30 protein-coding genes, 1 pseudogene and 1 riboswitch are annotated in these 26,613 nt (G+C 53.4%); of the genes and pseudogenes, 20 read left to right on the plus strand and 11 right to left on the minus strand.

The genetic code is table 11. The features are described 5' to 3' along the window. Nucleotides 1–160: 160 nt before the first annotated feature. The 4 genes from ACSFXJ_RS03385 (at nucleotide 161) to ACSFXJ_RS03400 (ending at nucleotide 3,773) form a co-directional block, all read left to right on the plus strand. Nucleotides 161–934 carry a zinc-ribbon domain-containing protein gene (locus tag ACSFXJ_RS03385; RefSeq protein ID WP_435923817.1) on the plus strand — a complete coding sequence of 258 codons (774 nt, stop codon included), beginning with the start codon at nucleotides 161–163 and terminating at the stop codon, nucleotides 932–934. Nucleotides 935–1,209: 275 nt separating this feature from the next. Next, nucleotides 1,210–1,515, plus strand: a complete 306-nt coding sequence (locus ACSFXJ_RS03390) for a hypothetical protein (RefSeq protein WP_435923818.1) — start codon at nucleotides 1,210–1,212, stop codon at nucleotides 1,513–1,515. A gap of 74 nt (nucleotides 1,516–1,589) precedes the next feature. After that, nucleotides 1,590–1,690: riboswitch (purine riboswitch) on the plus strand. A gap of 152 nt (nucleotides 1,691–1,842) precedes the next feature. Continuing rightward, complete coding sequence (locus ACSFXJ_RS03395; protein WP_435923819.1) at nucleotides 1,843–2,436, plus strand: xanthine phosphoribosyltransferase; 594 nt, start codon at nucleotides 1,843–1,845, stop codon at nucleotides 2,434–2,436. 5 nt (nucleotides 2,437–2,441) lie between these two features. After that, nucleotides 2,442–3,773, plus strand: a complete 1,332-nt coding sequence (locus tag ACSFXJ_RS03400) for a nucleobase:cation symporter-2 family protein (protein WP_435923820.1) — start codon at nucleotides 2,442–2,444, stop codon at nucleotides 3,771–3,773. Between the two features lie 16 nt (nucleotides 3,774–3,789). Here ACSFXJ_RS03400 and ACSFXJ_RS03405 read toward each other — a convergent pair whose 3' ends face one another. The 3 genes from ACSFXJ_RS03405 to ACSFXJ_RS03415 are packed head-to-tail and all read right to left on the minus strand — an operon-like array spanning nucleotide 3,790 to nucleotide 6,337. Continuing rightward, nucleotides 3,790–4,128 (minus strand): DUF4870 domain-containing protein, encoded by a 339-nt coding sequence (locus ACSFXJ_RS03405; protein ID WP_435923821.1) that lies wholly within the window; start codon nucleotides 4,126–4,128, stop codon nucleotides 3,790–3,792. A 45-nt stretch (nucleotides 4,129–4,173) separates the two neighbouring features. Further along, a complete protein-coding gene (locus ACSFXJ_RS03410; protein WP_435923822.1) occupies nucleotides 4,174–5,355 on the minus strand; it encodes an MGDG synthase family glycosyltransferase in 1,182 nt (393 codons plus the stop codon). Between the two features lie 16 nt (nucleotides 5,356–5,371). Then, a complete protein-coding gene (locus ACSFXJ_RS03415) occupies nucleotides 5,372–6,337 on the minus strand; it encodes a serine hydrolase domain-containing protein (protein WP_435923823.1) in 966 nt (321 codons plus the stop codon). Nucleotides 6,338–6,746: 409 nt separating this feature from the next. Here ACSFXJ_RS03415 and ACSFXJ_RS03420 point away from each other — a divergent pair, with 409 nt between their 5' ends. From ACSFXJ_RS03420 to ACSFXJ_RS03495, 16 genes and pseudogenes are all read left to right on the plus strand, one after another. After that, nucleotides 6,747–6,935 carry a hypothetical protein gene (locus tag ACSFXJ_RS03420; RefSeq protein WP_114498473.1) on the plus strand — a complete coding sequence of 63 codons (189 nt, stop codon included), beginning with the start codon at nucleotides 6,747–6,749 and terminating at the stop codon, nucleotides 6,933–6,935. Nucleotides 6,936–7,086: 151 nt separating this feature from the next. Further along, on the plus strand, nucleotides 7,087–7,839 hold the full coding sequence (gene map / locus ACSFXJ_RS03425; protein ID WP_435923824.1) for a type I methionyl aminopeptidase: 753 nt from the start codon (nucleotides 7,087–7,089) through the stop codon (nucleotides 7,837–7,839). A gap of 363 nt (nucleotides 7,840–8,202) precedes the next feature. Then, entirely contained in the window at nucleotides 8,203–9,261 is a 1,059-nt protein-coding gene (gene coxB / locus ACSFXJ_RS03430; protein ID WP_435923825.1) for a cytochrome c oxidase subunit II, read from the plus strand. Nucleotides 9,262–9,366: 105 nt separating this feature from the next. After that, nucleotides 9,367–11,217, plus strand: coding sequence for a cytochrome c oxidase subunit I (ctaD, locus tag ACSFXJ_RS03435; RefSeq protein WP_435925668.1), 1,851 nt, complete (start codon nucleotides 9,367–9,369; stop codon nucleotides 11,215–11,217). Then, on the plus strand, nucleotides 11,214–11,843 hold the full coding sequence (locus tag ACSFXJ_RS03440; RefSeq protein ID WP_435923826.1) for a cytochrome (ubi)quinol oxidase subunit III: 630 nt from the start codon (nucleotides 11,214–11,216) through the stop codon (nucleotides 11,841–11,843). Before ctaD ends, ACSFXJ_RS03440 begins: the two co-directional genes overlap by 4 nt. Before the next feature lie 3 nt (nucleotides 11,844–11,846). Next, nucleotides 11,847–12,164, plus strand: coding sequence for a cytochrome C oxidase subunit IV family protein (locus ACSFXJ_RS03445; protein ID WP_435923827.1), 318 nt, complete (start codon nucleotides 11,847–11,849; stop codon nucleotides 12,162–12,164). A gap of 287 nt (nucleotides 12,165–12,451) precedes the next feature. Further along, the gene (gene ctaG, locus ACSFXJ_RS03450) at nucleotides 12,452–13,378 is read left to right on the plus strand and encodes a cytochrome c oxidase assembly factor CtaG (protein WP_435923828.1); all 927 of its coding nucleotides are present in this window, start codon (nucleotides 12,452–12,454) and stop codon (nucleotides 13,376–13,378) included. Between the two features lie 17 nt (nucleotides 13,379–13,395). Further along, nucleotides 13,396–13,860, plus strand: a complete 465-nt coding sequence (locus ACSFXJ_RS03455; RefSeq protein WP_435923829.1) for a DUF420 domain-containing protein — start codon at nucleotides 13,396–13,398, stop codon at nucleotides 13,858–13,860. 446 nt (nucleotides 13,861–14,306) lie between these two features. Further along, the gene (locus ACSFXJ_RS03460) at nucleotides 14,307–15,032 is read left to right on the plus strand and encodes a hypothetical protein (RefSeq protein WP_435923830.1); all 726 of its coding nucleotides are present in this window, start codon (nucleotides 14,307–14,309) and stop codon (nucleotides 15,030–15,032) included. Between the two features lie 42 nt (nucleotides 15,033–15,074). Continuing rightward, nucleotides 15,075–15,488, plus strand: a complete 414-nt coding sequence (locus tag ACSFXJ_RS03465; RefSeq protein WP_435923831.1) for a GntR family transcriptional regulator — start codon at nucleotides 15,075–15,077, stop codon at nucleotides 15,486–15,488. Then, nucleotides 15,485–16,408: an ATP-binding cassette domain-containing protein gene (locus ACSFXJ_RS03470; RefSeq protein ID WP_435923832.1), complete on the plus strand. Its 924-nt coding sequence runs from the start codon at nucleotides 15,485–15,487 to the stop codon at nucleotides 16,406–16,408. The genes ACSFXJ_RS03465 and ACSFXJ_RS03470 overlap by 4 nt, the downstream gene beginning before the upstream one ends. Nucleotides 16,409–16,448: 40 nt before the next feature. Continuing rightward, entirely contained in the window at nucleotides 16,449–17,354 is a 906-nt protein-coding gene (locus ACSFXJ_RS03475; RefSeq protein ID WP_435923833.1) for an ABC transporter ATP-binding protein, read from the plus strand. After that, entirely contained in the window at nucleotides 17,347–18,633 is a 1,287-nt protein-coding gene (locus tag ACSFXJ_RS03480; protein ID WP_435923834.1) for an ABC transporter permease, read from the plus strand. The genes ACSFXJ_RS03475 and ACSFXJ_RS03480 overlap by 8 nt, the downstream gene beginning before the upstream one ends. A gap of 93 nt (nucleotides 18,634–18,726) precedes the next feature. After that, nucleotides 18,727–18,921 carry a hypothetical protein gene (locus tag ACSFXJ_RS03485; RefSeq protein WP_435923835.1) on the plus strand — a complete coding sequence of 65 codons (195 nt, stop codon included), beginning with the start codon at nucleotides 18,727–18,729 and terminating at the stop codon, nucleotides 18,919–18,921. Between the two features lie 28 nt (nucleotides 18,922–18,949). Next, nucleotides 18,950–19,129, plus strand: a pseudogene (locus tag ACSFXJ_RS03490) (DUF2935 domain-containing protein); the annotation flags it as partial. 68 nt (nucleotides 19,130–19,197) lie between these two features. Then, entirely contained in the window at nucleotides 19,198–19,674 is a 477-nt protein-coding gene (locus ACSFXJ_RS03495) for a low molecular weight protein-tyrosine-phosphatase (RefSeq protein WP_435923836.1), read from the plus strand. Between the two features lie 61 nt (nucleotides 19,675–19,735). On the opposite strand, the gene ACSFXJ_RS03500 is transcribed toward ACSFXJ_RS03495, so the two are convergent. The 8 genes from ACSFXJ_RS03500 to urtB all read right to left on the minus strand — a co-directional run bounded on the left by ACSFXJ_RS03500 (nucleotide 19,736) and on the right by urtB (nucleotide 26,575). Continuing rightward, nucleotides 19,736–20,620 carry a helix-turn-helix domain-containing protein gene (locus ACSFXJ_RS03500; protein WP_435923838.1) on the minus strand — a complete coding sequence of 295 codons (885 nt, stop codon included), beginning with the start codon at nucleotides 20,618–20,620 and terminating at the stop codon, nucleotides 19,736–19,738. Between the two features lie 37 nt (nucleotides 20,621–20,657). After that, nucleotides 20,658–21,944 carry a glycoside hydrolase family 27 protein gene (locus ACSFXJ_RS03505; RefSeq protein WP_435923839.1) on the minus strand — a complete coding sequence of 429 codons (1,287 nt, stop codon included), beginning with the start codon at nucleotides 21,942–21,944 and terminating at the stop codon, nucleotides 20,658–20,660. A 176-nt stretch (nucleotides 21,945–22,120) separates the two neighbouring features. Next, a complete protein-coding gene (locus tag ACSFXJ_RS03510) occupies nucleotides 22,121–22,432 on the minus strand; it encodes a PDGLE domain-containing protein (protein WP_435923841.1) in 312 nt (103 codons plus the stop codon). Beyond that, complete coding sequence (locus tag ACSFXJ_RS03515) at nucleotides 22,422–23,063, minus strand: energy-coupling factor ABC transporter permease (protein ID WP_435923842.1); 642 nt, start codon at nucleotides 23,061–23,063, stop codon at nucleotides 22,422–22,424. Before ACSFXJ_RS03515 ends, ACSFXJ_RS03510 begins: the two co-directional genes overlap by 11 nt. Nucleotides 23,064–23,078: 15 nt before the next feature. Next, on the minus strand, nucleotides 23,079–23,774 hold the full coding sequence (gene urtE, locus ACSFXJ_RS03520; RefSeq protein ID WP_435923843.1) for an urea ABC transporter ATP-binding subunit UrtE: 696 nt from the start codon (nucleotides 23,772–23,774) through the stop codon (nucleotides 23,079–23,081). Continuing rightward, complete coding sequence (gene urtD, locus ACSFXJ_RS03525; RefSeq protein ID WP_435923845.1) at nucleotides 23,767–24,591, minus strand: urea ABC transporter ATP-binding protein UrtD; 825 nt, start codon at nucleotides 24,589–24,591, stop codon at nucleotides 23,767–23,769. Before urtD ends, urtE begins: the two co-directional genes overlap by 8 nt. Further along, nucleotides 24,566–25,654, minus strand: a complete 1,089-nt coding sequence (gene urtC, locus ACSFXJ_RS03530) for an urea ABC transporter permease subunit UrtC (protein WP_435923846.1) — start codon at nucleotides 25,652–25,654, stop codon at nucleotides 24,566–24,568. The genes urtD and urtC overlap by 26 nt, the downstream gene beginning before the upstream one ends. 15 nt (nucleotides 25,655–25,669) lie before the next feature. Next, complete coding sequence (urtB, locus tag ACSFXJ_RS03535) at nucleotides 25,670–26,575, minus strand: urea ABC transporter permease subunit UrtB (RefSeq protein ID WP_435923847.1); 906 nt, start codon at nucleotides 26,573–26,575, stop codon at nucleotides 25,670–25,672. Nucleotides 26,576–26,613: the final 38 nt, after the last annotated feature.

The raw sequence follows: 26,613 nt of genomic DNA on the forward strand, positions 1-26,613 counted from the left end.
GTTTTCACTCGGTGCCCGAATCTGGTATGATTACATCTGGAATCTCATATTCATAATAAGAGGTTCGGGCATTTTTAATGTTATTGAACGATCTTTAGTAGAGTCAGAAGCTTCCCTCGGATAGTTCAAGCCGGGAAGCCGACGAATGGGAGGAACAGTCATGAATTTTTTCCAGCGAATTAAAGACGGTGCCGGGAAAGTGACCGACCGCGCGCAAAACGCCGTGGAGATCGGACGCCTGAACACGCAAATTGCGAATATTGAACGCGAGATGGACCTGTATTTTCAAAGAATGGGCGAAGTATTCTACGAAGGGTATACCCGGAAGGATATGTCCAACGCGGAGAAGGAAATGCTGGAGCTCGCCAAAACCTGCGACCTGCTGTCCGAGGAACGGAGTGAGGTCCGTGCCAAAATTGCGGAGTTGAAAAACGAGCGCTTGTGCGTTTCTTGCGGCAAGGCGGTAGCGGAGGATGCGCTGTTTTGCCAGTACTGCGGCCATAAGCTGACCAAATCCAAGGAGGCTCGGCCTGTCCGGAAAGACGACGAAGATCCGGCGATCGCCGTTGAATCTCGAAAGCTGCCTGACCCGCTCGCCAAATTTACCGGTCCTCTGACGGATGACACGATCATTTACAGGGAGCCGAAAGAGCCGAAGGAACTGAAGGAGCAGGCTGCGGACCCGGAGCTTGAAGAACTGCGCCAAATGGACGCGGAGCAGGAGGCCCGCCGACAAGCCGAACTTGAGCGGGAGCGGAGACGCCAAGAGGAACTCGACCGCCGCATCCGCACCTGGAAGGATAATGTGCAGCCCAAGCAGCAGATTTCTTCCTCGTTGGAGGCAGGCGTCCCTACGGTAACATGCCAAATTTGCTCGACCGAGCTGGTAAAAGGGACGAAATGGTGCCCGCATTGCGGCTCGGAGCAAATTTAAGGCCGGATTTGAAAAACTGAAGGTATGAACATGCTCTTTTAAGCGAGTTTTTTAATAATTCACCAAAACGTAATAAACGGCGCCGCGCGATCTGAAAGATGATCCGTAAGTAATAGTAGGCGCTTTACCGTCCGGCATGGTCAGAGCGAGCTCTGAACCGTGCCGGTTCCGTTATTGGTCCCCTCCGGATGAGTTCATGCGGCCGGGGGAACGATGACTATATCGGCATCTTGCCTATGAAAAACCGTCACAATTGGAAAGGAGCGGCATAACAGATGGAATGCATCGTTCATTTTGAAGTTCAACACCCGCAGGAGACGAAGGAGTTAAGAGGGCTGATCTTTTTGAAGGAAGGAGAGCTTCCGAAGGAAGAGGACTATTTGAAGATGTTTGAAGAGATGGGGTATAAGCTGCGGCTCGAAGACCGCGATAATCTGGTGTTTAAACCGGTTGAACCGGGAGCGGATTACAGCCAAATTCGAATTCGGCGCCTGGATACGGGAGAAAAGAGCTACAAAGAGGACTCGGAGCTCCACTCGTTACTGAACAATTTACTGCCCGGCCCATCCAGACCTATATAAGAAATTTCCTCTTTATTTCTCTGGCCCCTTTGCGTTATACTTCTAACATTGTATGTAATTCGACATTTTTTTTGTAGTTCCATGAATATCGTTCTCGTATATGTGCAGGGATCGGCCTGCATGTCTCTACCCGATCACCGGAAATGATCGGACTACGGGGTGAAACCATGGTTACGGCGGCTTGAATCGGGGAGAAGCAATCGCAGGCAAATAGGCCCCTGAAGCTTTGGTACCCTGGTTTTTTGCCTTTATCAGTCCGTTTCCCGGCCGGGAATTGGGCTGTTTTTTTTGCATTGCATATGAAAAAGACACAAAGGAGAGAGCCAGATGAAACTGTTGCGCGATAAGGTCATGAGTGAAGGCATCGTTTTGGGAGACAATGTATTGAAGGTGGATTCGTTTTTGAATCACCAGATGGACCCGGTGCTAATGAAGGAGGTTGGAGCCGAATTCGCCCGCAGATATGCGGGAGAGGGGATAACGAAGGTATTGACGATCGAGTCGTCCGGAATCGCTCCGGCCATCATGACGTCATTGGAACTTGGCGTACCGATGATATTCGCCAGAAAGCATAAATCGCTGACCCTTAAAGACGATATTCTTGTGGAAAAGGTGTATTCTTTCACCAAAAGGGAAACCAATGAAATTACGGTCTCCAAAAAGTTCCTGTTTCCGGAAGACCGGGTACTGATCATTGATGACTTTTTGGCGAACGGAGAAGCAGCCTTTGGACTGGCCCGGATCGTGGAGCAAGTCGGAGCGAAGGTTGCGGGCATCGGCATCGTGATCGAAAAGTCGTTCCAGCCAGGCGCAAGCTTGCTGCAGGAAGCGGGATATCGCGTTGATTCCTTAGTCCGGATCGCATCGCTGGAGAACGGAACCATCAGTTTCGTTCATGATGTTCATGGGGAGGAGCTCTAATTCAAATGGAACGCGAACGTATCTTTCAAAGAAACCGGCATCCGTTCAAAACGCTGTCGCTGGGGATTCAGCACGTACTGGCCATGTACGCCGGCGCGGTCATCGTTCCGTTGATCGTGGGCGGAGCGTTAAACCTGTCCCATCAGGATTTGACCTATTTGATTTCGATTGACCTTTTGGCCTGCGGTGTCGCCACATTGCTGCAGGTATGGGGCAACCGCTTTTTCGGGATCGGGCTGCCGGTGATGCTGGGTTGCGCATTCCAGGCCGTATCCCCGATGATTGCCATCGGCGGAGCGGAGGGGATGGGAGTAACGGCCATTTACGGGGCGATCATCGCTTCCGGATTGTTCGTCTTCCTGTTTTCCGGATTGTTCGGCAAACTCATCGCCTTGTTTCCTCCGGTCGTTACCGGTTCGGTTGTTACGGTGATCGGGGTAACTTTGATCCCCGTGGCGTTGACGGACCTTGGAGGCGGCGATGCGACGAGTCCGGAATTCGGAAGTCCGTCCAACCTGCTGCTCGGCTTCGGCGTTCTCTTGTTCGTCATTTTGATGAACCGCTTTGCCAGAGGTTTTTTGCAATCCATTTCCGTGCTGCTCGGATTGATTGCGGGAACGCTGGCGGCGGCAATGATGGGGAAGGTCGACTTGACGCCGTTTAAAGAAGCGAGCTGGTTCCATATGATAGAGCCGTTTTATTTTGGCGTTCCTACCTTCCATGCTTCGGCCATTCTGACGATGATTCTTGTTTCGATCGTCAGCGTAGCCGAGTCAACAGGCGTATTTATGGCGCTCGGCAAGATCGTGGACAAAGACATCGATTCCAAGGACCTTACCCGCGGGTACCGTGCCGAAGGGTTGGCGATCATGCTCGGCGGCGTGTTTAACTCCTTCCCGTATACGACTTATTCGCAAAACGTGGGCCTTGTGCAAATGAGCAGGGTCAAAACCCGCGATGTCATCGTGGTGGCGGGCGGCCTTCTGATCCTGATCGGATTCGTTCCGAAAATCGCCGCTTTGACCCAACTCGTGCCGACTTCGGTACTCGGCGGGGCGATGATTGCCTTGTTCGGACTGGTGTTGTCCTCAGGGATTCGGATGCTTGGCGACCAGGTCGATTTGAACCGGCATGAAAACCTGCTTATCATTGCTTGCTCGGTAGGTATGGGACTCGGCGTTTCGGTAGTGCCCCAAATTTTCGACGCCCTGCCTTCCTGGTTGCGCATTCTGGTCGATAACGGCATTGTGGCCGGTAGCGTGACCGCTATCGTGATGAACCTGCTGTTTAACGGACTTCAAGGCGGCAAACGGAAACCGGCTCCAGAGGTGCAGTAGTCTTTTCGATTTTTAATCACATGCGGTTCAGCTGTCTTTCCGCCAGTTCTCCAATCCAGGGCAGTTTGAGCCAACGGCCTTGGAGTGAGGCCGCCATGAGCACGATCCAGAGAACGACGCCAAGCAAGGAGAGCAGAAGGCTCACGACGACGCCGATAATGGGCAAAAATCCCGCGAGGGCATGAAAGACCATTAAGCCGGCAAACAGAATGACGGATTGCAAGGCATGAAAAAGGACGAACCGGCTTCTGCGCTCCAGCACCAGAAACACGACGCCTCCGACGAAGGCGAACAGATAACAAAGAAATGCGGCAACATTTTCGTATAAACCGGTTGAAGATTTGAATGGGGACAACGGCGAGCACCTGCCTTCCGATTGAAGGATAACCTGCTTATATCCTCAATGTATGACGAGCCTTTGGAAGGCAGAACCGATTTGGCCGGGTGCGGCTTTCACGGCATCCTGCCGAAACCATTGTTCCAAGATATCGTTTACGATCGCCTCTGCGGCCTCAGGCTTGCGGAGGCTTTTCATTTTCTCCTTAACGCCGGACAAGCGGTCTTGATCGAAAAGCAGGTCGTCGACCTCCGCGCGCAGACGATCGGCATTATGGCTAATGACCGCGATGCCCTCGGATTGCAAATAACGGGCATTGTTCAGCTCCTGGCCGGGTACAGGCCGGTACAGAAACAGGGGCAAGCTGCATGCCAGCGCTTCGGATAACGTGATTCCTCCGGGTTTGGTAATGATGCAATCGCTGGCATGCATCATCGGAGCGACCTCCTGAACGAAGCCGAAGAGATGGAAATCCGGATGACTGCCGAAAGCGTCCGAAAGACCTTGATACAATTCCCGATTACGCCCGCAGACGGCAAGAATTTGATAGGAGTTTCCATGGAGAAGCGCTTCGCAAACTTCACGAATTCCCTGCATGACGCCGTAAGCGCCGGCCATCAGCATCACCGTTTTTTTTGCAGGATCGAGTTTGTCCAAGAATGAGGGCGCCTGGGATATGCGTTCAAGCCCAAAATCCGGGCGTAACGGAATTCCGCTGACCATGATTCGTTCCTGGGGGACTCCTCTGCGCGTCATTTCCTCCTTCAACTGTTCGGTAGCCACATAATAACGGTCGACTCGGGGATGAATCCATCTCGCATGAATATCGAAATCGGTCATCACGTTGACAAGCGGCAGAGAGAGGGAGGTCTTCTTGTTCATTTCCGGCAAAAGCAGCTGCGGAAACGTATGAATAATGAGATCCGGCTCATAGCTGGCGAGCGATTGCTTCAGTTTCCCCGAGCCGAAGGAATTGATCAGCCGAAAGAAGGAAGCGCCGGGGGGCAGCTTACGGGTGGCATTGTACACCCAGCCGTAGAGCGAAGGCAGGATCGAAAAACTGTGAAGATAGACGATCTTGGTTAATTCGTTCAATAACGGGTGGGCCTCCGCCATCAAATCCAGCAGAACGACATCCCGGATCCCCCTGCTGTGAAAGCTGGCTTCAATTGCCTTGGATGCCCGGTAATGGCCGTCGCCGTAGCTCGCATACAAAATCATGATTTTAGGAGATGTGGAAGTCAAACTCGATCCCTCCCTTTCAAGTATTTTGAAGCCCCGGTATGATGATGTTCTCCAGAAGCGCCTTCGGATTTTTAAACCGTTTGACCTTGCTCTCTCCCGTAAACACAACGACTGCATCCAGCTCGGGAATAACGTGGATTTGTTGTCCACCGTGTCCGTGAGCATAGCAGTAACGTAGCCCGCGATAATTTGCGCTCCACCAGTGAAAGCCGTACTGGCCATAGCTCCCGAAGGGGGCGCAATGAGGAGACATCGATTTCTCCAGCCACTCGGGACAGACCAGAACCTCCCCTTCCCATCGGCCCTTTTGCAGGCATAACAAGCCGAGCTTCAACATATCCCGCGAAGTTAAATAAAGGCCGATATGTCCCGCGGAGTGCCCCTCAGGACTGGAATCCCAGCGATAACCGGACATTCCGAGCGGCTGAAACAAATACGTTGAGGCGAATTCCGACGCGTTCATTCCCGTCCATTTCGTAAGCAAGACCGAAAGCAAATGGGAGCCGGCGCTGCAATAAACAAAAGATCCGCGTTGCTCCTCTACTACGGGGAGCCTGAGAATGAAATCCGCCCATTTCCGGCTGCGGTGCAAACGGCCGATAAACCGTTCTCCCAGCTTCGCGCCGGTCTGCCAATACAGTCCGCTCGTCATCGTAAGCAGTTCTCTCATCGTCAGTTCGGACCAGGCCGGATCCGGACGTTTTGGGGCATATTCCCTGACGCTATCCCAGACAGGCTCATCGAGTTCCGGTAATGCGTTTTGGGCGGCGGCTATACCAAGCAGGATGGAGAGCACGCTTTTTGTGGCCGACCGCAGATCATGCAAGGATGATGGGCCGCAACCGCCGTAATAATGTTCCGATAATATTGTTCCTCCCCGGGCGATAAGCATGCTCCGCATTTTCGGATAATGGGCGCGAATGGCTTCGTCGGCTGCCGAAAAGGAATAAATACCGTTAGCGGCGGGAAAAATTCTTTTCATATTGTCCTCCTGGTCATCTTACCGCAGCATGATTAACGGTGGATTAAAACATGAAGGAATGAACAGCAAGCACAAGTATTTTAACCATGAAAGCGCGGATTCAAAAATGGATTAGGCCGTTGTAGGACAAAGGAAGGAATTGGGCTTTCGGAAGAAAGCTGTAACTGAAAGCTGAATATGTTACAATATGGGAGACAGATGTCTTTTCCACATGTGATTCACCGAGACCGGCTTATGCAGGACGCTGCTTACCAACCGTGCAATGATTCATCGGGAAGCTTGTGCGGGTATGATAGTGTCATGAGCCGATCATAAAGGAACACCCCGGTGCTAGCCTATGAGCTCATGCTTACTTGGCATTCTCAAGATCGAAGCACTGAACTAGAATCGTTCTGGGAGGGAATTTGGTATGGCAACGAAAGGTCATAACGAGGTCAAGGAAAGTTTGCGGGAAATGACGAGGATCTTCAAGCCGAAAGATCCTAAGAAATTCGTAAAGGAATACGTCCGCAAGTACCGGATCACAGGGGGATATGAAGAAGAATTGACTCATCTTGTGGAAATGGAAATGGGCAAACTGGATTCATCCGTTTCCTGAATGTGCGTTTATAAGGTAGGAAACCGATAACCACGGTAATTACCGTCCCGGCGAAAGCCGGGGCGTTTTTTCATTAAAAGCTACATATAATACATCATTGATGAACTAATACATCAAGATGAACAGCGTTTCTTGAAAGGAGTTCCTGAATTTGAAAGTCAGTCTGAAAACAAAAGAGGAAATTGCCCGGATCCGGGAAGCCGGAGAGATCTTAGCCGATTGCCACAGAGAGATCGCGAAGTTGATCGCGCCCGGGATTACCACAGCGGAAATCGACGGGTTCGTGGAATCGTTTCTTGCCAAAAAAGGGGCCACTCCCGAGCAAAAAGGCTATCGCGGGTTTCCGTACGCCACCTGTGCCTCAATCAATGAAGTCGTATGCCACGGGTTTCCTGGTAACCAGGAGCTGCGGAATGGCGATATCGTAACGATTGATATGGTGGTGAACAAAAAAGGATGGCTGGCGGATTCCGCATGGTCATACAGGGTCGGGGAGGTCGGTCCCAACGCGGAGCGACTGCTGCAGACTACAGAAAAGGCGCTTTACGCGGGGATTGCGCAAGCCATCCCGGGAAACCGGGTCGGCGACATTGGATATGCCGTTCAGCGAGTAGCCCAGGAGGCGGGGATCGGTATCGTGAAGCCGCTCATCGGCCATGGAATCGGGCGACGGATGCATGAACCGCCCGATGTTCCGAATTTCGGACGGCCCAGATCGGGCGTCAAATTACAGCCGGGCATGGTGATCACCATCGAGCCGATCTTTACGCTCGGCGAGACCGGGGCGGTGCATTGGGACGACGACGGGTGGACCATCCGGTCCGCTGACGGCAGCCTGGGGGCGCATTACGAACATACTTTGGCAATTCTGGAAGACGGTCCTGTAATTCTTACAGCCCAATAAGAGAGCGTAGGCTCTCTTTTTTTTTGATTTTAATCATAAAGTTTGAGGAAATGTCAAAAATGAATGAAAGGCGGATTTTGCCGGAAGGCACAGGCCGAAACCCCGGTTCAGGACATCGGCGGAGGGGTAATCCAATGGTGAAAACGTTCGCAAACCCTTTCGTGGCGGGCCTTCGCGGCTTTTTGAACAATTTGTGAACTTGCCTTGAATCATTGACAAAACAGGGGTTCAATCATATATTTAATAGGTGATTGTTGTAATTGACAGGAAGGCAGTTTCCGTGCTAGGGCAGGTAGTTTTTGAACTGGATATACCAAATGCCTGTACATAACCGGAAGAAAACGGAAAAAGTGGGGTAGATCAATGATGAAACCGTGGAAGGCTGTAAAGCGGCTCGCACCTATGCTTGCGGGGCTGGCGCTTCTTTTGTCCGCATGCGGCCGCGAGGATTTGTCTGTGCTCAGACCGCAGGGGACGGTAGCCGAGGGGCAGTTGGGCTTGATTAAACTATCGATTACGATCATGGTGGTCGTCATGCTCATCGTGTTCGGGATTGCGGCTTATGTATGGATTAAATTCCGCCGGAAGCCGGGACAAAAGGAAGTTCCGAAGCAGGTGGAAGGCAACTTCAAGCTGGAGGTTATCTGGACGGCTATTCCGCTCGTACTCGTTCTGATTCTTGGTGCGGTAACCGTTCAGAAAATATTTGCGTATGGAGAAGATTACTCCGGCGACAAAAATGCCGTGAAAGTAAAGGTAACTTCCCATTTATTCTGGTGGGAGTTCAACTATCCGGATTACGGAGTTACGACGGCTCAGGATTTGATTATTCCCACAGGGAAAAAAATCGCTCTTGAATTGAAAACGGCGGACGTTCTCCACTCCTTCTGGGTACCTTCGCTTGCCGGTAAAACCGACACCAACACGGACGGAACCATCAACAAAATGTGGCTCGAATCGAAGAAGGACGGCGTGTATCTCGGAAAGTGCGCGGAGCTTTGCGGACCGTCCCATGCTCTCATGGAGTTCAAGGTGAAATCCGTCAGTGACGAGGACTTTAAGCAATGGGTTGAATCGATGAAGGCGCCGGCCGTACTGCCTGAGGATCCGGCGGTCGCCGAAGTGTTCAAGAACCAATGTCTGACTTGCCACGCGGTGGGAGATCAAGGTATCGCGGTCGGCCCGAATTTGACGGGAATGGGCAGCCGGGAAACGGTCGCCAGCATTTTGCTGAACGAAGAAGGCGAAGGGCATTATGAAGGCTCCAAGCCGGTGAAGGACAACCTGGTCGAGTGGTTGACAGACCCGCAGAAAGTCAAACCGGGCAACAAAATGCCGAAACCGAAAGAAGACCTTGGATTGTCGGATGAGGAAATCGACGCCATCGCCCAGTATTTGGCGGACTACAAACTATCGTATTGATTTTGGTGCCTCTGGCTGCTTTGGAGAAGGCATTGATGGAACAGGAAACTAAAGGGGGTACAAACCTTGGCTCACGCTCATAGTGTCAAGCGGCACAAGGGGTTGATGGATTGGCTGACAACGGTCGATCACAAGAAAATCGCTATCCTGTATTTGATAGCCGGCGGTTTGTTCTTCGGCATCGGCGGCATTGAAGCGCTGCTGATCCGGGTCCAGCTTGCCAAGCCGATGAATAACTTCGTCACGGCGCAACAATTTAACGAATTGATTACGATGCACGGAACGACAATGATTTTCCTCGGCGTCATGCCGGTTATCTTCGCGCTCATGAACGCGGTGATCCCTCTGCAAATCGGGGCGCGGGACGTGGCGTTTCCATTCCTGAACGCGCTCGGATTCTGGACGTTTTTGTTCGGGGGATTGCTGCTTAACTTGAGTTGGATCATGGGAGGAGCCCCGGATGCGGGCTGGACCTCCTACACGCCGCTGTCATCGTCGAGCTACAGCATGACGCACGGCGTGGACTTCTACACGATCGGTCTTCAGATCGCCGGTCTCGGGACGCTGATCGGGGGGATTAACTTCCTGGCCACAATCATCACGATGCGCGCTCCCGGCATGTCCTTTATGCGTATGCCGATGTTTACTTGGACGACCTTCGTCACTTCGGCCATGATCTTGTTCGCTTTTCCGGCCATTACGGTCGGCCTTGTGTTGCTGACATTCGACCGCATTCTGGGGGCCAACTTCTTTAATGTGGAAGCGGGCGGCAACCCGGTTTTATGGCAGCATATTTTCTGGATCTTCGGACACCCTGAGGTTTACATACTGATTTTGCCGGCATTCGGGGTCATCTCCGAGGTAGTCAGTACGTTTTCGCGTAAACGTCTGTTCGGATACAGCTCGATGGTATTCGCCACCATCCTGATCGCCTTCCTCGGCTTCATGGTTTGGGCGCACCATATGTTTACTACGGGAATGGGGCCGGTTGCGAACGCGCTGTTCTCCATTGCCACGATGCTGATTGCCGTTCCGACGGGGATTAAAATTTTCAACTGGCTGTTTACGATGTGGGGCGGTCAAATCCGTTTTACGACGGCAAACCTGTTTGCGGCCGGATTTATTCCGACCTTCGTCATGGGCGGGGTGACCGGGGTGATGCTTGCATCTGCTCCTGCGGATTATCAATACCATGATACTTACTTCGTCGTGGCCCACTTCCACTACGTTATCGTAGGCGGTTTGGTGCTCGGCCTGTTTGCCGGTCTGCATTACTGGTGGCCGAAAATGTTCGGACGCGTGCTGAACGAGAAGCTTGGCAAACTGGAGTTCTGGACGTTCATCATCGGCTTCCATATGACTTTCTTTGTCCAGCATTTCCTCGGTCTTATCGGGATGCAGCGCCGCGTGTTCACGTATTTGCCGAACCAAGGCTTCGACTTGTTGAACCTGATCAGTACCATCGGGGCGTTCCTGATGGGGGTTGGCGTGATCGTGTTCCTGATCAATATCGCGATTACGTTCAAACAGCCGAAAGGCGTGGCAGGCGACGTTTGGGAAGACGGACGTACTCTGGAATGGGCGATCCCTTCGCCGCCGCCGGAATACAACTTTAAGCAAACTCCGCTTGTACGCGGCATCGATGCTTTCTGGAAAGAGAAGATGGCCGGCAATAAGGAAATGACTCCTGCGGAACCGGTTGGACCGATCCATATGCCGTCGCCTACGATTCTTCCGTTTGTCATGTCCGTCGGGTTGTTCATCGCCGGTCTCGGATTTATGTTCACGAAAGACGATTTCGGCAACAGCCTGCTGAACTTCCTGTTCAGCAACTACATCGTAACGGGTCTCGGCCTTGTGATCACGTTCGGCTGTATGATCGTCCGCTCGCTTTATGATGACCACGGCTGGCATATTGAGCCTGACGAATTGAAAGACAAGGGGGTAAAAGCATGACGACACCTCATGCGCAGCAGGCTTCGGGCGAGCTTCCTCACGAACCTGAGAAAGCGACGCTTGAAGGCCGGAACAAAGTGCTTGGCTTCTGGCTTTTCCTGGGGGGCGAGTCGGTTCTGTTCGGCACCTTGTTCGCTACCTTCCTGACCCTGCGGAATCAAGTGGCCGACGGCCCTTCCGCCAGCGAGTTGTTCGGCCTGCCGATGACGGCGGCTGCAACGTTTATTTTGCTCCTGAGCAGCTTGACTAGCGTATTCGCCATTCAAGCGATGCATCGCGGGAACAAGAAGTCCCTGGTTAATTGGCTTGCCATAACCGTGGTGCTGGGCCTCGCGTTCCTTTGCCTGGAGATCTACGAATTTTACGAATACGTTGTTCATGAGGATTACGGCATGACAACGAGTGCGTTCAGTTCCGCGTTCTATACGCTGGTCGGGTTCCACGGAGCCCACGTATTGTTCGGGATTGTATGGATTTCCATTCTGATCGGCCAGCTGTTCAAAAAAGGGTTGAACGTCGTGACGGCTCCGAAAATTTATGTATCCGCCATGTACTGGCATTTCATCGACGTCGTGTGGGTATTTATTTTCACGGTAGTTTACCTGCTCGGAAAGGTGGTAGGGTAACAAATGACCAATCACGATTCTAACGGCGGCGTAGTGAAGCATCGTCACCGCCATGAGGGACCGCAGAAACATGTCATTGCTTTTATCTTCTCCATCTTCCTGACGCTGATCGCTTTTGCGACGGTAGCGGCAGGAGGCGTCAATACCGCGTTTACGGTGCTGCTGCTGCTCGTGATGGCAGTGCTGCAAGTCCTCGTTCAGCTCGGGTACTGGATGCATTTGAAGGATAAGGGCCATATGATTCCGATTATCTTTATGGCCGGCGGCTTTTTTGTCGCAGGAACCTGTATCGTTGCAGCTTTATACTGGATGTGGTGGTAAGATTAAAGAGGTGGGCTTGAAACCAAGCCGCCTCTTTCTTCCTATTTTAAGGAAAAGTTCAAAAAGTCAGCTTTTCAGCACCGAGAAGGTTGGATGAAGGAGGGACTGTGGAGCGGAGCGAAGGCAAAACCTATGTGAGCACCGGAAGGGCTGTCTGAATTCAAGATTCGATGTCGATTAGACTCAACCTGACTCCTTCTTGATCAAAAGATGATTTTTTGAACCACCTCTGCAAGGGAAGTTCACAATATTGACAGAATAATGGCCTGCCGAAGGGAGGGATGTAGGTGCTCGGATTAGAATATTTTGAATTTGCGGATGTTTGGAGTCCGTTGTTTCTTGCGGTGATGCTGCTTTTGACGGCGGGGTACCTGGTTATTGCGGGACCGCTGAACGATAAGTTCGGACAAGGCCGACCCGTCACCGGCGGCAAGAAGTTCTTGTTCGTGCTCGGCATGATCGTGCTTTACTTCGCCCAAGGCGGGCCCGTAGAGCTGCTGGGTCATATGATGTTCAGCTTCCACATGGTAAGTATGGCGCTGTCTTATTTGATCGCTCCGCCGCTGTTGATGCTTGGCCTGCCTGTCTGGGTATGGACGAAAGTCGTATCGTTTCTGGGGCGAAGCCCGCTGCGCCACCTGAAGTTTCTGACCCACCCGATCGTGGCGGCGGTCGTGTTCAACGGGCTGTTTTCGATCTATCATCTCCCGGTCGTACATGATTACGTAATGCTGCATTTCGGTGTTCACCGGCTGTACTATCTGGTTTTGTTCATTGCTTCCGCTTTGATGTGGTGGACCTTGGTCAAACCACTGCCGGATCAGGGGGAAGTGCAAGGCCTGAAGAAAATGGGCTTCATTTTCCTCAACATGGTGCTGTTGACGCCTGCGTGCGGGCTGATTATTTTTGCGCCCGAGCCTTTGTACGCAACCTACAGCGACCCGGTTGTCTGGGCCAAAGCGATGGGGTATTGCATCCCGGGCGATACGTCCTTTCTGCTGAGCCGTTTCGGCGGGCCTGAGTTTTTCGGCTACCTCGGAACGCGCGTGGACCAGCAGGTCGGGGGAATCCTGATGAAGTTCATGCAGGAGATTATTTTTGCTTCGATGCTGGCTTACGTCTTTTTCCAATGGTACAGACAGGAGAACCGGGAGGAAGAAGAAGGGCAATTGCCTGACGAGTTGGAGTTTAGACCTGATCTGAAAATGAAATGATACGCAGGAGGATTGTCATGGATTTGTTTACCTTGTTCCCGACGCTCAGCACCTCATTTATCGTCATCAGCGCCGTGCTCGTCGCGATCGGCTGGCGTTTGATCATTAAAGGGAAACGGGAAGCGCACAAGAAGACGATGATCGCGGCTGCCGTGGCTGCGTTGATCTTTTTTATCATCTATATGTCACGAACGGTGTTTATCGGCAATACCGCATGGGGCGGTCCGGATAACCTGAAGCCTTATTACCAGGTATTCCTGATTTTCCATATCGTGCTTGCTACGGTAGCTGCGGTGTTCGGGTTAACGACGCTGGTGCTCGGCTTTAAGGAAAAGTACGCGAAGCACCGCAAATGGGGGCGCGTCACTTCGGTCATCTGGTTTTTCACGGCGATCACGGGTGTTGCTGTCTACGTGCTGCTGTATTTGCTGTACCCGGGCGGTCACACAAAGCCGGTGTGGGAAGTTATATTTGGATTGTAAAGTTTATGTCTGGGGCCGAAGGCCGCGAAGCGCCGCTGGAGCGAATAGCTCCGGCGGTTTTTTTATGGTCAAAATCCAGCTAACGAAACGTCATATCCTTAGTAGGCGTTTTTTTCTGCTTTCACCCATTTAACGAAACGTAGTAACGCTATTTAGTCGTATGGTGGCTGAAATTCGGCGATTTGTCCTGAATAGCGTTCTGTAGTTTCCTTAAGCTGATTTAATGGTGATATTTTCCCTAATAAGACTACATAGTTTCTTTAGAAGCATATAAACGGCCCAGGTTTCCACGAAAAATTGGATAAATCAGGTTGACGCAAGAATAAGCACAGTATATACTGTGTATAAAGATATATACAGTAAGCACAGTGAAGCACAGTGTGGCGGGTGAAATTGAGACGCTAACGCACTTTTATACATTTTGAGCCGAGGAAAGGTGAGCGGAATTGAACACATGGAAGGATGCCTGGGTTATTTTTTCCAAGGATTTGCGGATCGACCGGATGTATTTGATCTGGAATGTGATCTTTATGATTTATAGCGGCGGGATGATCAGCATGATGATCTGGTCGAGGGATGAATCGGGGGTACGCTTGCTGGATCCGATGGCGGATTACTTGATTTTGATGACCGTGCCGATGATCGGATTTTACTTCTCGCGAAGGTCGTTCAGTTACATCAAGGAAGATTCGTATACGAAAATGCTGCTTTACTACAAAACGCTGCCGATCCCGGCCGCAACCATTATGAAAAGCAGAATCATTCAACTGGTGACGGCAATGTTGTTTAACGGATTCATCTATTTTGCGACGATTTATCTGGTGTTTATGGGTATGGGCGACAAGTTGAGTTTTGATAACTTTCTTGCTCTGGCAATTACCTGGATAGGTTATGCGACTGCCTTGAACGGACCGTTTATCTACTTCGAACTTTCGAGAACGGGCCGGGTTTATTTATGGCTGACCTTTGCCATCATGTTAGCTGTATGCGTACTAGCCTTTATCGTTGCATACCTTGGCGGCAATATCTTGAATTTTACAATGGAATCCTCCAAACGGTATGGACTGTTATCTCCGGTAATGTGGGGCGTTCTTGCCGGGGGAATCTTCATGCTGGCACTATTTTGCAAATTGACGCTGAGGAAACTCGGAATGCGGGACCTGGAACGATGAGGGGCAGCAATCAAGCGCTGGAAGCCGGAGGTGAATCGGAAGGTGTGGATTCCAATACAAATCAATGAAAGCAGTGCCGAGCCGCTTTACCATCAAATCGAAACCCAACTCCGGTCCCTGATCGTCAGCGGCCAGATTGAGGAAGGGACATTGCTTCCCTCGATCCGGGAGTTTGCCGGAAGCCTGAATTGCAGCGTAATCACGGTGCGCCGGGTGTATCAGGATCTGGAGAATGAAGGATTGCTCCGCACCAAACAGGGAACGGGAACGTTCGTGGCGAGCGTCGGAGCGGGAGAGCGGGACGAGTACCGCAGAACGGTGGTGCGGGAGGCGGTCGAGGCTGCAGTGGATACCGGGATCTCGGTCCAGTATAAAGAGGATGAAATGAAGAATTTGTTTCTGGAAATTTTGAAGAAAAAATACGGCGGGACAGACCGAAGGGAGGAGCCGAAGTGACCGGATTCGGAGATCAACAGATCGCCATTCAATTTGCCGGTGCCTTGAAAAAAGGGCGCAGAAAGCCGATCGGACCGATTGACCTGCGGATACCGCAAGGTTATGTGGTCGCCTTGGTCGGACCGAACGGCTCAGGCAAAACAACGATGATGAACCTGATGCTGCAGACGATTCATCCGGACGAGGGAGGGTTGAGCTGGTACGGCGGGCCGGTCAATGAAGCCCTGCCGCTCGATGTAAGGCAGCGAATCGGATACGTTCCCGAAAATCCGGCGCTCGAAGAGAATCACATGACAGCCGAAATGGCGGCGGAGTTCAGGGCGCACTGGTATCCGGCCTGGGACCAGGAGCGCTTCGAAGAGTTGATGGACCGGTTCGATGTGCCGCGTAAGGAGCGGCTGAACCGGATGTCCAAAGGGGAGCGGCGCAAGTTTGAAATCGCCGCGGTGCTCGCGGCCAAACCGAAGCTTCTGCTGCTGGACGAACCGTCCTCGGGGCTGGACCCTTTCGCATGGAAAGGGATGATCGAGGAATTGCGTAATTGCCTGGATGAGGGGGACGTCACGATCGTCCTGGCAACGCATATCGTCGAAGAGGTCAAGAGGCTGGCCGACTATATTGCATTGATTCATCATGGACAAATCGTAGGAATGGCGGAAAAAGACGCTTTGCTCGGAAGTTGGCAGGAGGTATGGGTCCGTTGTACGGATGCGAGCCGGCTCGCATCGCTTCCGGGGGTCTTGACCTCTTCACCCGACGGCCCTTCCATCTGGAAGCTGGTCGTGAAAGACAACAGAACTTTCGAGCGGGAACTTGCCGAAAGCGATGGAGATGTTCAATTGCTGAAGAGCCGGAACCTGGAGTTGGAAGAAATTTTGGAGTTATGGATAGAAGGATTCGCACCGGAGAATTGCATCTGAGATTGGTCTGGACATTTTGAAGGAAAGAGGGAGAAGATCGATGGCAAAACCGTTAGTGTTGGAACAGGTGGTTAAGCAGTTCGGCGAGAAGACCGCGGTCAACGAAATTTCGCTGCAGGTGGGAGAGGGGGAAATTTACGGGCTGCTCGGCGCCAACGGCGCGGGGAAAACGACGACGATGCGGATGGTGCTCGGACTGATTTACCCTGACGGAGGCCGGATTTTGTATAACGGCAAGCCGTACAGTACCGAGCTTCAGCGTACGATGGGGTATTTACCGGAAGAACGCGGTTTGTACCCGAAAGTGAAGGTGAGCGATCAAATTATCTATCTGGCCCGTTTGCGCGGCATGTCCGCCTCCGAAGCCGACAAAAATCTGAAATACTGGTTGGATCGGTTCGAGGTGCCGGAATATTACGATAAAAAGATCGAGGAACTGTCGAAAGGGAACCAGCAGAAGATGGGGTTCATCGCAGCCGTCGTCCATAAACCGAAAATCGTGATCATGGATGAAGCCTTTAGCGGCCTGGACCCGGTGAATGTCGAATTGCTGAAGGCGACCGTTAAAGAACTGCGCGACGAGGGGACGAGCATTCTGTTCTCCACCCACCGCATGGAGCATGTCGAGGAGCTTTGCCGGAACATTACCATCCTGCACCGCTCCAATACCGTACTGCAAGGCGATCTGCGAGACATCAAGAAGCGCTATCCGAGAGAGGAAGTGCTGCTGCATACGATCGGCGAGGTTTCGGGTCTGGATCGGATTCCGGGGGTTACCCGGGTGGATAGGAAAGACCGGGGATATTCCATTCGGATTTCCGATGTGTCGGCCGCCAAAGCGATCCTTGGAACGGCGATGGAACAAAGCGAGGTCGAGCATTTTGAAATCAAGGAACCGACCCTGAATCAAATTTTCATTAAAGAAGTGGGTGAATCCAATGAATAAAATGAGTACGGTGATCGCATTTACGTTCATGAACAAAATCAGGGCCAAATCGTTCACGATCACGACCCTGGTGTTGGCGCTCCTGGTCACGGTCGGAATGAACGTCCCGTATTTTATCGATAAGTTTACCGGAAGCGACGCGGGTCCGGCTGCCGTCGGCGTCATCCACGGCAACCAGCCGGCCATCGCCGAGTCTCTGGTCGCCTACCAGACCAAACAAGGAGCGGGCGGGTTCTCGCTGGTAGAGTACGACCAGGCGGATGAACAGACGCTGCGCCAAGATATCGAGTCCGGAAAAATCGACGGGTATTTGCGGTTCGGCGACGGCAATGAAGGCACGTTCCCATCCGTTACCTATATTTCGAAAAAAGACAGCATCCCGCAAGGCTTGCAAACCTCGCTGCAGGCGGCTTTGCAAAGCGTGAGGGCGGAGTATATTACCAAAGGCACACTAAGCGACGAGCAAATCGCAGCTTTGACCGCTCCCGTACAAATCGAAGCGATGAAGCAGACGGCGGGCGGAGAAAGTACCGGAACCGGTGCAGAAAAAGACGCTCATCCGGCAACCATAAATTATGTAATTGTTTACGTGTTGATCATCTTGTTCTTCATGACGATTATGATGACGGGGAATATGATCGCGGCGGAAGTGACGGCGGAAAAGAGCTCGCGCATCATGGAAATTCTGATCACCAGCGTTTCGCCGATGGCGCAAATGTTCGGCAAAATTATCGGCATGTTTCTTATCGGTCTGTTTCAGATCGTCATCTTCGCGGCAGTAATCGCCATCAACGTGTCCTTGCCGCACAACAGCAGCGTTCTTACCGACTTCAATTTGGATTTGTCGCAGATGAATGTTGAAGTACTGGTATTCGGCCTGATCTTTTATATCCTTGGATACTTCCTGTATGCGACATTGTTTGCCGCCATCGGCTCGCTCGTCAGCCGCACAGAGGAGCTCGGTCAGGCGATTATGCCGATTACCATGCTGTCCCTGGCCTCTTTTTACATCGGGATCTTCTCGTTAAGCGCACCGGATTCCCTGCTGATCAGGATCAGCAACTTCGTTCCGTTCTTCTCGCCGGTGACGATGATCGTTCGGGTTGGGGTGGGGAATACGCCGATTTGGGAAATTCTTCTCTCGCTGGCCATTTTGATCGTCGCCATACTGTTCTTTGGTTGGCTGTCGGCTAAAATTTACCGCACGGGCGTCCTGTTGTACGGCAAGCGGCCGACGTTCAAGGAACTTCGCAAAGCGATGAGAGCCTATAAAATTTAAGGGGGCCTTTATAGTTGAGACCCCAATAAGTAATAATTGAGACAGGTATACAACATTTACAAATCGCTCAAAACAATTAAAGGAGTGAAGGTAATGAATACAAAGCAACAACAAAATGTAGCATTGCTGTTCTTAGCCTCGTTTTCCTCGCTTACATTGAGCCAAGTCATTCAGTCCAACGGAAGTAATTTGATGGATTTTACACAAGGGATGCTGACCGGTCTGGGCATTGCCGGCATGCTGCTAGCCATCATGACCATGGGCAGACGTAATAAGCGCAGTCACTAAAAATGGTATACCATGGATAAGTTTATGCCTTCGGGATTTCAAAAAAACCGCCCGCGATTTAATTGCGGAATGCAGAATCAAAAGCATCATTCATCCCTTGTTGGCCGATCACGTGTTCCGTGAAGCGGAACGGTTTCTGTTTATTCTCGATATGTTTGAGCAATCGCTATCGGGGGTCAAAGTCAACAAGAGAGAGATCCTGTTTTAGCGAGTGAATGGGACCGGTTGCCGGAAGCCTGTCCTTATAGTAGTATCTGACATGAGGTGAAAAACAGGATGACTGACAATAAAAAAATAGGCGTGCTGTTCGTCTGTCTGGGAAATATTTGCCGGTCCCCGATGGCGGAGGCAGTCTTCCGGCATATGGTTATCGAAGAGAATCTGGAGGACAAATTTTTAATCGATTCCGCGGGAACGGGGGATTGGCATACCGGTAACCCCCCGCATCACGGGACGAGATCGATACTCGACCGGTACGGCATTTCCTACGAGGGACTGAAAGCCCGGCAGGTGGCTGCCGATGATTTTACGATTTTCGACTACATCATCGCGATGGACAATCAGAACGAAGCGAATTTGAAAAAAATCGCGAAGCAGGCGGGTGCGAAAGTCATCAAGCTGCTTGATCTGGTACCGGATTCGGTATTGCGCGAGGTACCGGACCCGTACTACACCGGCAATTTCGACGAGACCTATGAACTGGTCGGTAAAGGATGCCGGGCGCTTCTGGAGAAGATCAAAAAGGAAGCATGAACGAATGAATGACGAAAAAAGCGTCCCGCCCCGGGAAAGTACCCGGGACAGGGCGCTTTTGTTAATTGAAAAACAGACGGTTCATCGTCAACTGCCCTTTCCCGGAACGGAAAAGTCCGGGCGTGGTTCCCGTCGTTTTGCGGAAGACCTTGATAAAATAGCTCCCGCCGGAGTAACCGACGCTTTCGGCGATTCGGTCGATGCTCCAATCCGTATGCCGAAGCAGCCGCATTGTATGCTCGATGCGAATTCTGCTTAAGTATTCGCCGGGCGGGACGCCCGCAGCCGCCGTAAATGAGCGGATCAGGTGATGCTTGGAAATATGCAGGTTGTCCGACAATTGGTCAAGGCTGATCATCCGGTCATAATGGGCCTCCATATATTCGGCGGCCGCACGGACTTTTTCGGGCCAGTCCCGGCGATTGCCCTGCGGAAGAAAGGCGAACCTGCACAATTCGGTTACAAACTGGTAGACGTAGGACGAAGCCGTATAAGGATCCGTAATGCGGCCGGCGTTGGCCGCTTCCCACATATCCTCCAGCAACCGGACAGGATTGCTGGAGGACGGCAGATACGGGGCCTCGCCCAGCTTCTGCTTCGCCTCCCGCCAGTTCGGTTCGATTACGTCCGGCCGCATGAGAATAAAGAGAAACGACCAATGCTTACCGTCTTCCGGGAAATAGTAACAGTGATCCCCGGGAATTTCGGTCATAAGGGCGCGACCGGCACCCATCCGATAGGTTTCGCCCGACGACTGAAATTCGCCTTCTCCGTCGAAGGTGTATTGGAACAATAAGAGCGGTCCGTCCATCCTTGTCAGACCATTCCACCGGTATTCCGGATCTTTGACAACGTCCCGTCCGACCGCGAATAAATTGCAAAGCGACAGGCCTGACGGCGGGGTGAAACGAAAGCCATACGTGCCAGTTGAGATCTCTTTTGCCATGCCGACGCTTCCTCCCGTTCGTCGAAATCCGCATCACTTAATTTGCATTCAAGCGGTAGAGCGCCGCCCCATGCGGCGGTATGTTAACCTGAAGCCGGTCTTTCAGTTCTTCCGTTTCCTGACCGGTCCACAGTTCCTTGCCCCGAGCTTTTCCTGACAAGCCGAGCTCGGAGAGCCCGACGGAAACGACAGCCGGGGTTTCGCCGGTATTGAACAATGCGGCGTATTTTTCGCCATCCGGGCCTTCCGCGGTCCAAACGACTTGGTCGCCGCTCCTGCTGACTTGACGGGCACCGCTGCTGTATTTATGCATGTGAAGCACGTCGCGGTTTCTCAAAAGAGACAGCGTCCAGTCATCATTATCGCGAAGTTCTCCGCCAAACATGAGGGGGGAACGGAAGATGGTCCACAGCGTCATCATGGTTAGCTGCTCGTCTTTGGTAAAGCGCGTCCAGCGATCGGCGCCGCCGCCGTCGACGGAACGGATGCCGATGTGCCCGAGCGGAAGCATGTCGCAATCCGGCCAGCAGCCCGGACGCGGGCGTCCTTCCCATTGGGAGCACCGGTCAAACATGTCGAGCAGGAGAGGCCATAAATCCCAGAAGTCGTCCGTCATCCGCCACATATTGGCATTGGCCTCCAGAAAGTCGGCATGCTCGACCGGAGCCGGCCCCGGGGATAGACTAAGCGTCATCGGTCTGCCGCAGCGGTCAATCGCTTTACGGATCAGTTCGATTTCGGCGAGATGAGGGCCGTACAGCCGGGACGCGGCGATGTCGTCAACCTTGACGAAGTCGACGCCCCATTCCGCGTAAAGCTCAAAGATGGAATCATAGTACGCTTGCGCACCTTCCTTGGAGGCGTCAATTCCGTACATATCGGTATTCCACGGGCAGATGGAGTTGGTATGCGCAATGTCGCGCGCCGTTGCGTCGGTTCCTTTGATCGGCGTATTGTCGTGCACGGCCTGGCGCGGGATGCCGCGCATAATATGGATTCCGAATTTCAGGCCGAGGCCATGGACATAATCGGCCAGCGGCTTGAAGCCTCTGCCGCCGGAAGCCGACGGAAAACGGTTTTCCGCCGGAATCAGCCGCGAGTACTCGTCGGTTTCCAGTCGGACGAAGGGCCGATATTGCGACGAGACGGCGCCGGGCTCGGACCATTGGATATCAACGACGATATACTCCCATCCGTATTCTTTCAAATGCTGCGCCATGTAGTCTGCATTGCCGCGGATTTCGGCTTCCGTTACGGCAGCTCCGTAACAGTCCCAGCTGTTCCACCCCATGGGAGGCGTGGGTGCGTAAGCGTGATGCTGCATATTTGTCCACCTCTATTTTAAATAGTAATATATTGCGTTACAACATCATTCTACCCCTCCTCAAAACCGGGAATCCACAGTAATCTTTTGCGGAGAATTGTAAAATGTTGATGTGAGTGGAAAGAGTAAAAAACGCCCATTTCCCGGAAGAAATGCCGGGACAGGGCGTTTTTGATTTAAATGTTATTCCTGGAATGGCCATAAGTTTTACGTGCTTTCAGTTTTAACCATGCGGCCGCGCCGGCCAAGAGCACGGCGATGCCGATCGCTGCAGCGCCATATGTCGATAAGGCGGTTCCGCCCCATGCTTGGATCGAGTAATCCGCGAAGGGGGCATGCTCCCATACGGATTGTTCACGATCGATAAAGCCATGATTTATGGCGACCCGTTCCAATCCGTCCGGGAGTCCGGAGGCGAGCGGGGTGAGCAATAGGAGGGCAAGCAGGACAATATACCAACCTGCGTGCTTCTTGAAGTTATGCCGCATGTCGGTTCACCTCCGCAAGCGAGGAAGTTAGGCTTCGGCGCTCCGCGACCCGAATCAGCAGTGCCGTGGCGGCGCCCTCCGCCAAGCCGATCCACATGTGCCAGCTGAGCATGGCCGGCACGACCGTGCCGAACGGGGACGTTCCGGAGGCGGCCAGGTAAAGGCCGGTAGCCAGTGCGGCCGCGGCTACCGAGCCGATTCCCGCAAGCATCAGCGCCGGTGCGGCCGATGCTTTGCCCGGCAGCATGCGGCGCACGGCCGCCGTGATTCCCCAGCCGGCAAGGGGGGCGATGAGCCCCATCGATAGGATGTTGGCCCCGAGCGCGAACAGCCCGCCGTCATGGAAGAGCACGGCCTGCACGATCAGGATGGCCGTCATGACGAGAATGGCGGCGGAAGGACCGAGGGCGGCCGCGGCCAGCGCCCCGCCGATCAGATGGCCGGACGTGCCGCCCGGGATCGGGAAGTTCAGCATTTGGGCGGCGAAGATCGTGCCTCCGACCAGCCCTATTTTTACGATATCGGGCTTGGTGCCTTTCAGCTTCCAGGTTGCGATGCCCACCCCCGTCAGGGCGAGGCCGAATGTCGCGGCGCTTACGGCCGGCGTGAGAAAACCGTCGGGAATATGCATAAAGAAAATCTCCTTTCATACCGTTAAATAGTGTTCGAATTGCTCCATGTCGATCTCTTCGGGATCGCCTTCAGCCACAACCGTGCCTTTATCCATCACATAAATGTAGTCGGCGACGCTGCGGACAAAATCGATGCTTTGCTCGACGAGAATGACGGAGGTCTCGCCCCGTGCTTTGATTCCGCGAATGACTTCACGGATCTCCTCCACGATGGAGGGTTGAATGCCCTCGGTCGGCTCGTCGAGCAAAAGCAGCTTCGGCCGGGAGGCCAGCGCCCTCGCAAAAGCGAGCTGCTGCTGCTGCCCGCCGCTAAGGTCCCCGCCTTGCCGGTGATACATTTGCGGCAGAACGGGGAACAGGTCCAGCACGTCGGCAGGAAACGTTTTGGGCTTCGGAGAGCAGGGCTCCAGTCCGAGAAGCAGGTTTTCCTTAACCGTGAGCATGGGGAAAATCTCGCGGCCCTGGGGAACATAGCCGATAGCGTTCCTCGCCCGCTGCGTGGAGCTCCAGCCGGTTGCGTCCGTCTCCTCCAGAAGCATGCGGCCGCGGCGGATTTTGAGTTGTCCCGCCAGCGTGCGCATCAGCGTCGTTTTGCCGACTCCGTTGCGGCCGATCAGGCAAACGACCCGGGCGGGAGCCACGTTCAAGCTGACGTTTCTGAGCACCGGACTTTCTCCATAGCCGGATTCAATCTCCTGCAGTTTAAGCATGGTGATCCCTCCTTTTCCCGAGGTAAACCTCGGCGACGGCAGGATCGCTTTGTATTTCCGTCATCGTGCCTTCTTTCAGCAGTTTCCCTTCATGCATGACGGTGACCCGGGACGCGAAGGAACGGACGAATTCCATGTCGTGTTCGACGACGACCACGGAGCAGTCCTTGGCGATTTCCTTCAGCAACTCTCCGGTTTTGACGGTTTCCTCGTCCGTCATGCCGGCAACCGGCTCATCGAGCAGGAGAACGGACGGCTTTTGCAGCAGCAGCATGCCGATCTCCAGCCACTGCTTTTCGCCATGGGACAGTGATCCTGCCCTTGTTCCGTTCCGCCCCGTGAGGCCGATCAGTTCCTGTACGCGCTCCATCTCCGGGGTCATTCCCGAGTTCCTCCGGGACCGAAGGGCTCTCAGCACCGAGCGACTGGCATCGCCTGCAAGCTCGAGATTTTCCTGTACGCTCAAATTGGCGAATATCGACGGTGCCTGGAATTTGCGGCCGATGCCGAGACGGGCGATTTCGAATTCCTTTTTTCGGGTCAGATCGGTCTTCCCGTCCAACAGGACCCGTCCTGAGGCGGCTTTTGTTTTTCCGCAAATCACATCGAGCATCGTCGTCTTCCCGGCCCCGTTCGGGCCGATCAAGAAATGCAGTTCATGACGCCCGAGAGCCAGGCTCATGTCCCGGACCGCCATAAAACCGCCGAAAGAGACGGTAATGTCTTCCGCCGAGAGCACGGCGGGGACCGCAACGGTTTTTCCCGCTTTAAGGCTTAGGGCTGCCGGGTAATCAGCTTTCTTTGCGTACGACTGCATGTTTAACACCTCCTTTGCGGGACAACATTCCGGCCGCTTTGTTCCAGATCCCGATCAATCCGTTCGGCATCCAGACGACGACGGCGACGAACAGGGCGCCGAGCACCAGCAGCCATCCTTCCGGATAGGCCTCGCTGATCCCGGTTTTGGCGGTATTGAGAAGCACCGCTCCGATAACCGCTCCGATCAGCGTGCCCCTTCCGCCGAGCGCGACCCACAGAATCATTTCGATGGACGGAACGATGCCCATCATGGAAGGGGAAATAATGCCGACCTGAAGCACGAACAGCATCCCGGCCAGACCGGCCAGGCCGCCGGATACGGCGAAGGCGAACGTCTTGAACCGTGAGGGGTCATACCCTAAAAAGCGGACCCGGTTTTCTCCGTCTCTGGAAGCCTCGAGCACTTGCCCGGCCCGGCTCCGCACAATGTAACGGCAGAGCAGGTAGGCGAGAATGAGGGCGGCGAGAGTCACGAAATAAAGCGCGATCTTGGTCGCCGGATGATGGAAGGAAAAGCCGAAAATGCCGTTATAACCGGTCAATCCGTTGGTACCGCCGGTCCATTCTTGCTTTCCTACGAACAGGGTGACGACGATCATGACGAGCGCTTGGGTTAAGATCGTAAAGTATACCCCGACGATCCGGTTGCGAAAGGTGAAGGTTCCCAGGATCAGCGCTAGTGCAGCAGGGATCAGGATGCCGAGCAGAAAGGCGATCGGGAAATAACGAAACGGTTCCCAAAAGAAAGGGAGAGAGGAAAGGCCGCTCCAATTCATAAAATCGGGTATCGCCTGACCGCTAGCGTCAAGCTTGAGATACATGGCCATCGCATAAGCGCCGAGACCGAAAAATACGCCGTGGCCGAGACTGAGAATCCCGCCATAGCCCCAGATCAGGTCCAGGCCGACGGCCAGAATCGCCAATGCCAAAAATTTAGTGAACAGCCCGAGCCGGAAGGGGGTCATGAACAAGGGCGCCATGACCATCAGGATCAGGACGGCAGCCCATATGATTCGGGAACTGCGATTGCCTCGGCCCCGACTCATCCATCTCATCAACATGTTGTAATCCTCCTTTTAATCGAGACTGCGGGTGCGCATTGCGACCAATCCGCGCGGTTTCCATTGCAAAAATGCGACGATGCAGGCAAACACCAGCACTTTGCCGATCGAGGCGTTGGTATACGTTTCGAACAGCGTGTTGAAAAGGCCGATGCCCAGAGCGCCGGCAACCGTTCCGGCGAGTTTCCCGACGCCGCCCAGGACGACCACCATGAACGCGTCGACGATATAATACGTTCCGATCGACGGCCCGATCGGACCGAGCAGCGTAAGTGCGCAGCCGGCAACCCCGGCGATGCCCGAGCCGATCGCAAACGTCAATGCGTCCACCCGGCGGGTGGAAATGCCGAGACAACCGGCCATCTGCCGGTTTTGCATGACGGCCCGCATCCGTCTTCCGGAGGCGGTTTTGTAAATGTACAGATACATCGCCGTAAGCACGGTGGCGACCAGAACGATAATAAACAGACGTTTGTAAGGAAGCACGATGTCCGATGTTACGGCAAGGCCTCCATTCAGCCAGGAAGGACTCGTCACCGCGACGTTCGGCGCGCCGAAAATAAAACGGGCCAGCTGTTGCAGCGCCATTCCGACGCCCCAGGTGGCCAAAAGGCTGTCGAGCGGACGTCCGTATAGATGCCGGATGAGAAGAAGCTCCAGCAGCCAACCGATGACCGCGGCCACCAGAAAAGAGACGAGGAGCGCAACGAAAAAGTAAGTGTCGTACCACGCTTTAGGCAAGTAAACGGCAAAAGCGTTTTGAGTCAGGTATGCGGTGTATGCTCCAACCATGATCAATTCGCCGTGAGCCATGTTGATGACGTTCATCAGACCGAAGGTCACCGCGAGACCCAGGGCGATCAAGAGCAGAACGGAGCTGACGCTGAGCCCGTTGAATGCTTGCAGGATGAACATTTCCATAAAAGCCTCCTTTCCCGGCGGACCGTGGCGGGCCCGCC

This window comes from Paenibacillus salivarius (genome assembly GCF_051307165.1).
In the GTDB taxonomy this organism is placed as follows: Bacteria; Bacillota; Bacilli; order Paenibacillales; family Paenibacillaceae; genus Fontibacillus.

Bases quoted from the DNA above. Each gene is read 5' to 3' on its own strand.
- ACSFXJ_RS03385 (WP_435923817.1), top strand. From the start codon at position 161: ATGAATTTTTTCCAGCGAATTAAAGACGGTGCCGGGAAAGTGACCGAC.
- ACSFXJ_RS03390 (WP_435923818.1), top strand. From the start codon at position 1,210: ATGGAATGCATCGTTCATTTTGAAGTTCAACACCCGCAGGAGACGAAG.
- ACSFXJ_RS03395 (WP_435923819.1), top strand. From the start codon at position 1,843: ATGAAACTGTTGCGCGATAAGGTCATGAGTGAAGGCATCGTTTTGGGA.
- ACSFXJ_RS03400 (WP_435923820.1), top strand. From the start codon at position 2,442: ATGGAACGCGAACGTATCTTTCAAAGAAACCGGCATCCGTTCAAAACG.
- ACSFXJ_RS03415 (WP_435923823.1), bottom strand. From the start codon at position 6,337: ATGAAAAGAATTTTTCCCGCCGCTAACGGTATTTATTCCTTTTCGGCA.
- ACSFXJ_RS03420 (WP_114498473.1), top strand. From the start codon at position 6,747: ATGGCAACGAAAGGTCATAACGAGGTCAAGGAAAGTTTGCGGGAAATG.
- coxB (WP_435923825.1), top strand. From the start codon at position 8,203: ATGATGAAACCGTGGAAGGCTGTAAAGCGGCTCGCACCTATGCTTGCG.
- ctaD (WP_435925668.1), top strand. From the start codon at position 9,367: ATGGATTGGCTGACAACGGTCGATCACAAGAAAATCGCTATCCTGTAT.
- ACSFXJ_RS03440 (WP_435923826.1), top strand. From the start codon at position 11,214: ATGACGACACCTCATGCGCAGCAGGCTTCGGGCGAGCTTCCTCACGAA.
- ACSFXJ_RS03445 (WP_435923827.1), top strand. From the start codon at position 11,847: ATGACCAATCACGATTCTAACGGCGGCGTAGTGAAGCATCGTCACCGC.
- ACSFXJ_RS03455 (WP_435923829.1), top strand. From the start codon at position 13,396: ATGGATTTGTTTACCTTGTTCCCGACGCTCAGCACCTCATTTATCGTC.
- ACSFXJ_RS03475 (WP_435923833.1), top strand. From the start codon at position 16,449: ATGGCAAAACCGTTAGTGTTGGAACAGGTGGTTAAGCAGTTCGGCGAG.
- ACSFXJ_RS03480 (WP_435923834.1), top strand. From the start codon at position 17,347: ATGAATAAAATGAGTACGGTGATCGCATTTACGTTCATGAACAAAATC.
- ACSFXJ_RS03485 (WP_435923835.1), top strand. From the start codon at position 18,727: ATGAATACAAAGCAACAACAAAATGTAGCATTGCTGTTCTTAGCCTCG.
- ACSFXJ_RS03495 (WP_435923836.1), top strand. From the start codon at position 19,198: ATGACTGACAATAAAAAAATAGGCGTGCTGTTCGTCTGTCTGGGAAAT.
- ACSFXJ_RS03500 (WP_435923838.1), bottom strand. From the start codon at position 20,620: ATGGCAAAAGAGATCTCAACTGGCACGTATGGCTTTCGTTTCACCCCG.
- ACSFXJ_RS03505 (WP_435923839.1), bottom strand. From the start codon at position 21,944: ATGCAGCATCACGCTTACGCACCCACGCCTCCCATGGGGTGGAACAGC.
- ACSFXJ_RS03510 (WP_435923841.1), bottom strand. From the start codon at position 22,432: ATGCGGCATAACTTCAAGAAGCACGCAGGTTGGTATATTGTCCTGCTT.
- ACSFXJ_RS03515 (WP_435923842.1), bottom strand. From the start codon at position 23,063: ATGCATATTCCCGACGGTTTTCTCACGCCGGCCGTAAGCGCCGCGACA.
- urtE (WP_435923843.1), bottom strand. From the start codon at position 23,774: ATGCTTAAACTGCAGGAGATTGAATCCGGCTATGGAGAAAGTCCGGTG.
- urtD (WP_435923845.1), bottom strand. From the start codon at position 24,591: ATGCAGTCGTACGCAAAGAAAGCTGATTACCCGGCAGCCCTAAGCCTT.
- urtC (WP_435923846.1), bottom strand. From the start codon at position 25,654: ATGTTGATGAGATGGATGAGTCGGGGCCGAGGCAATCGCAGTTCCCGA.
- urtB (WP_435923847.1), bottom strand. From the start codon at position 26,575: ATGGAAATGTTCATCCTGCAAGCATTCAACGGGCTCAGCGTCAGCTCC.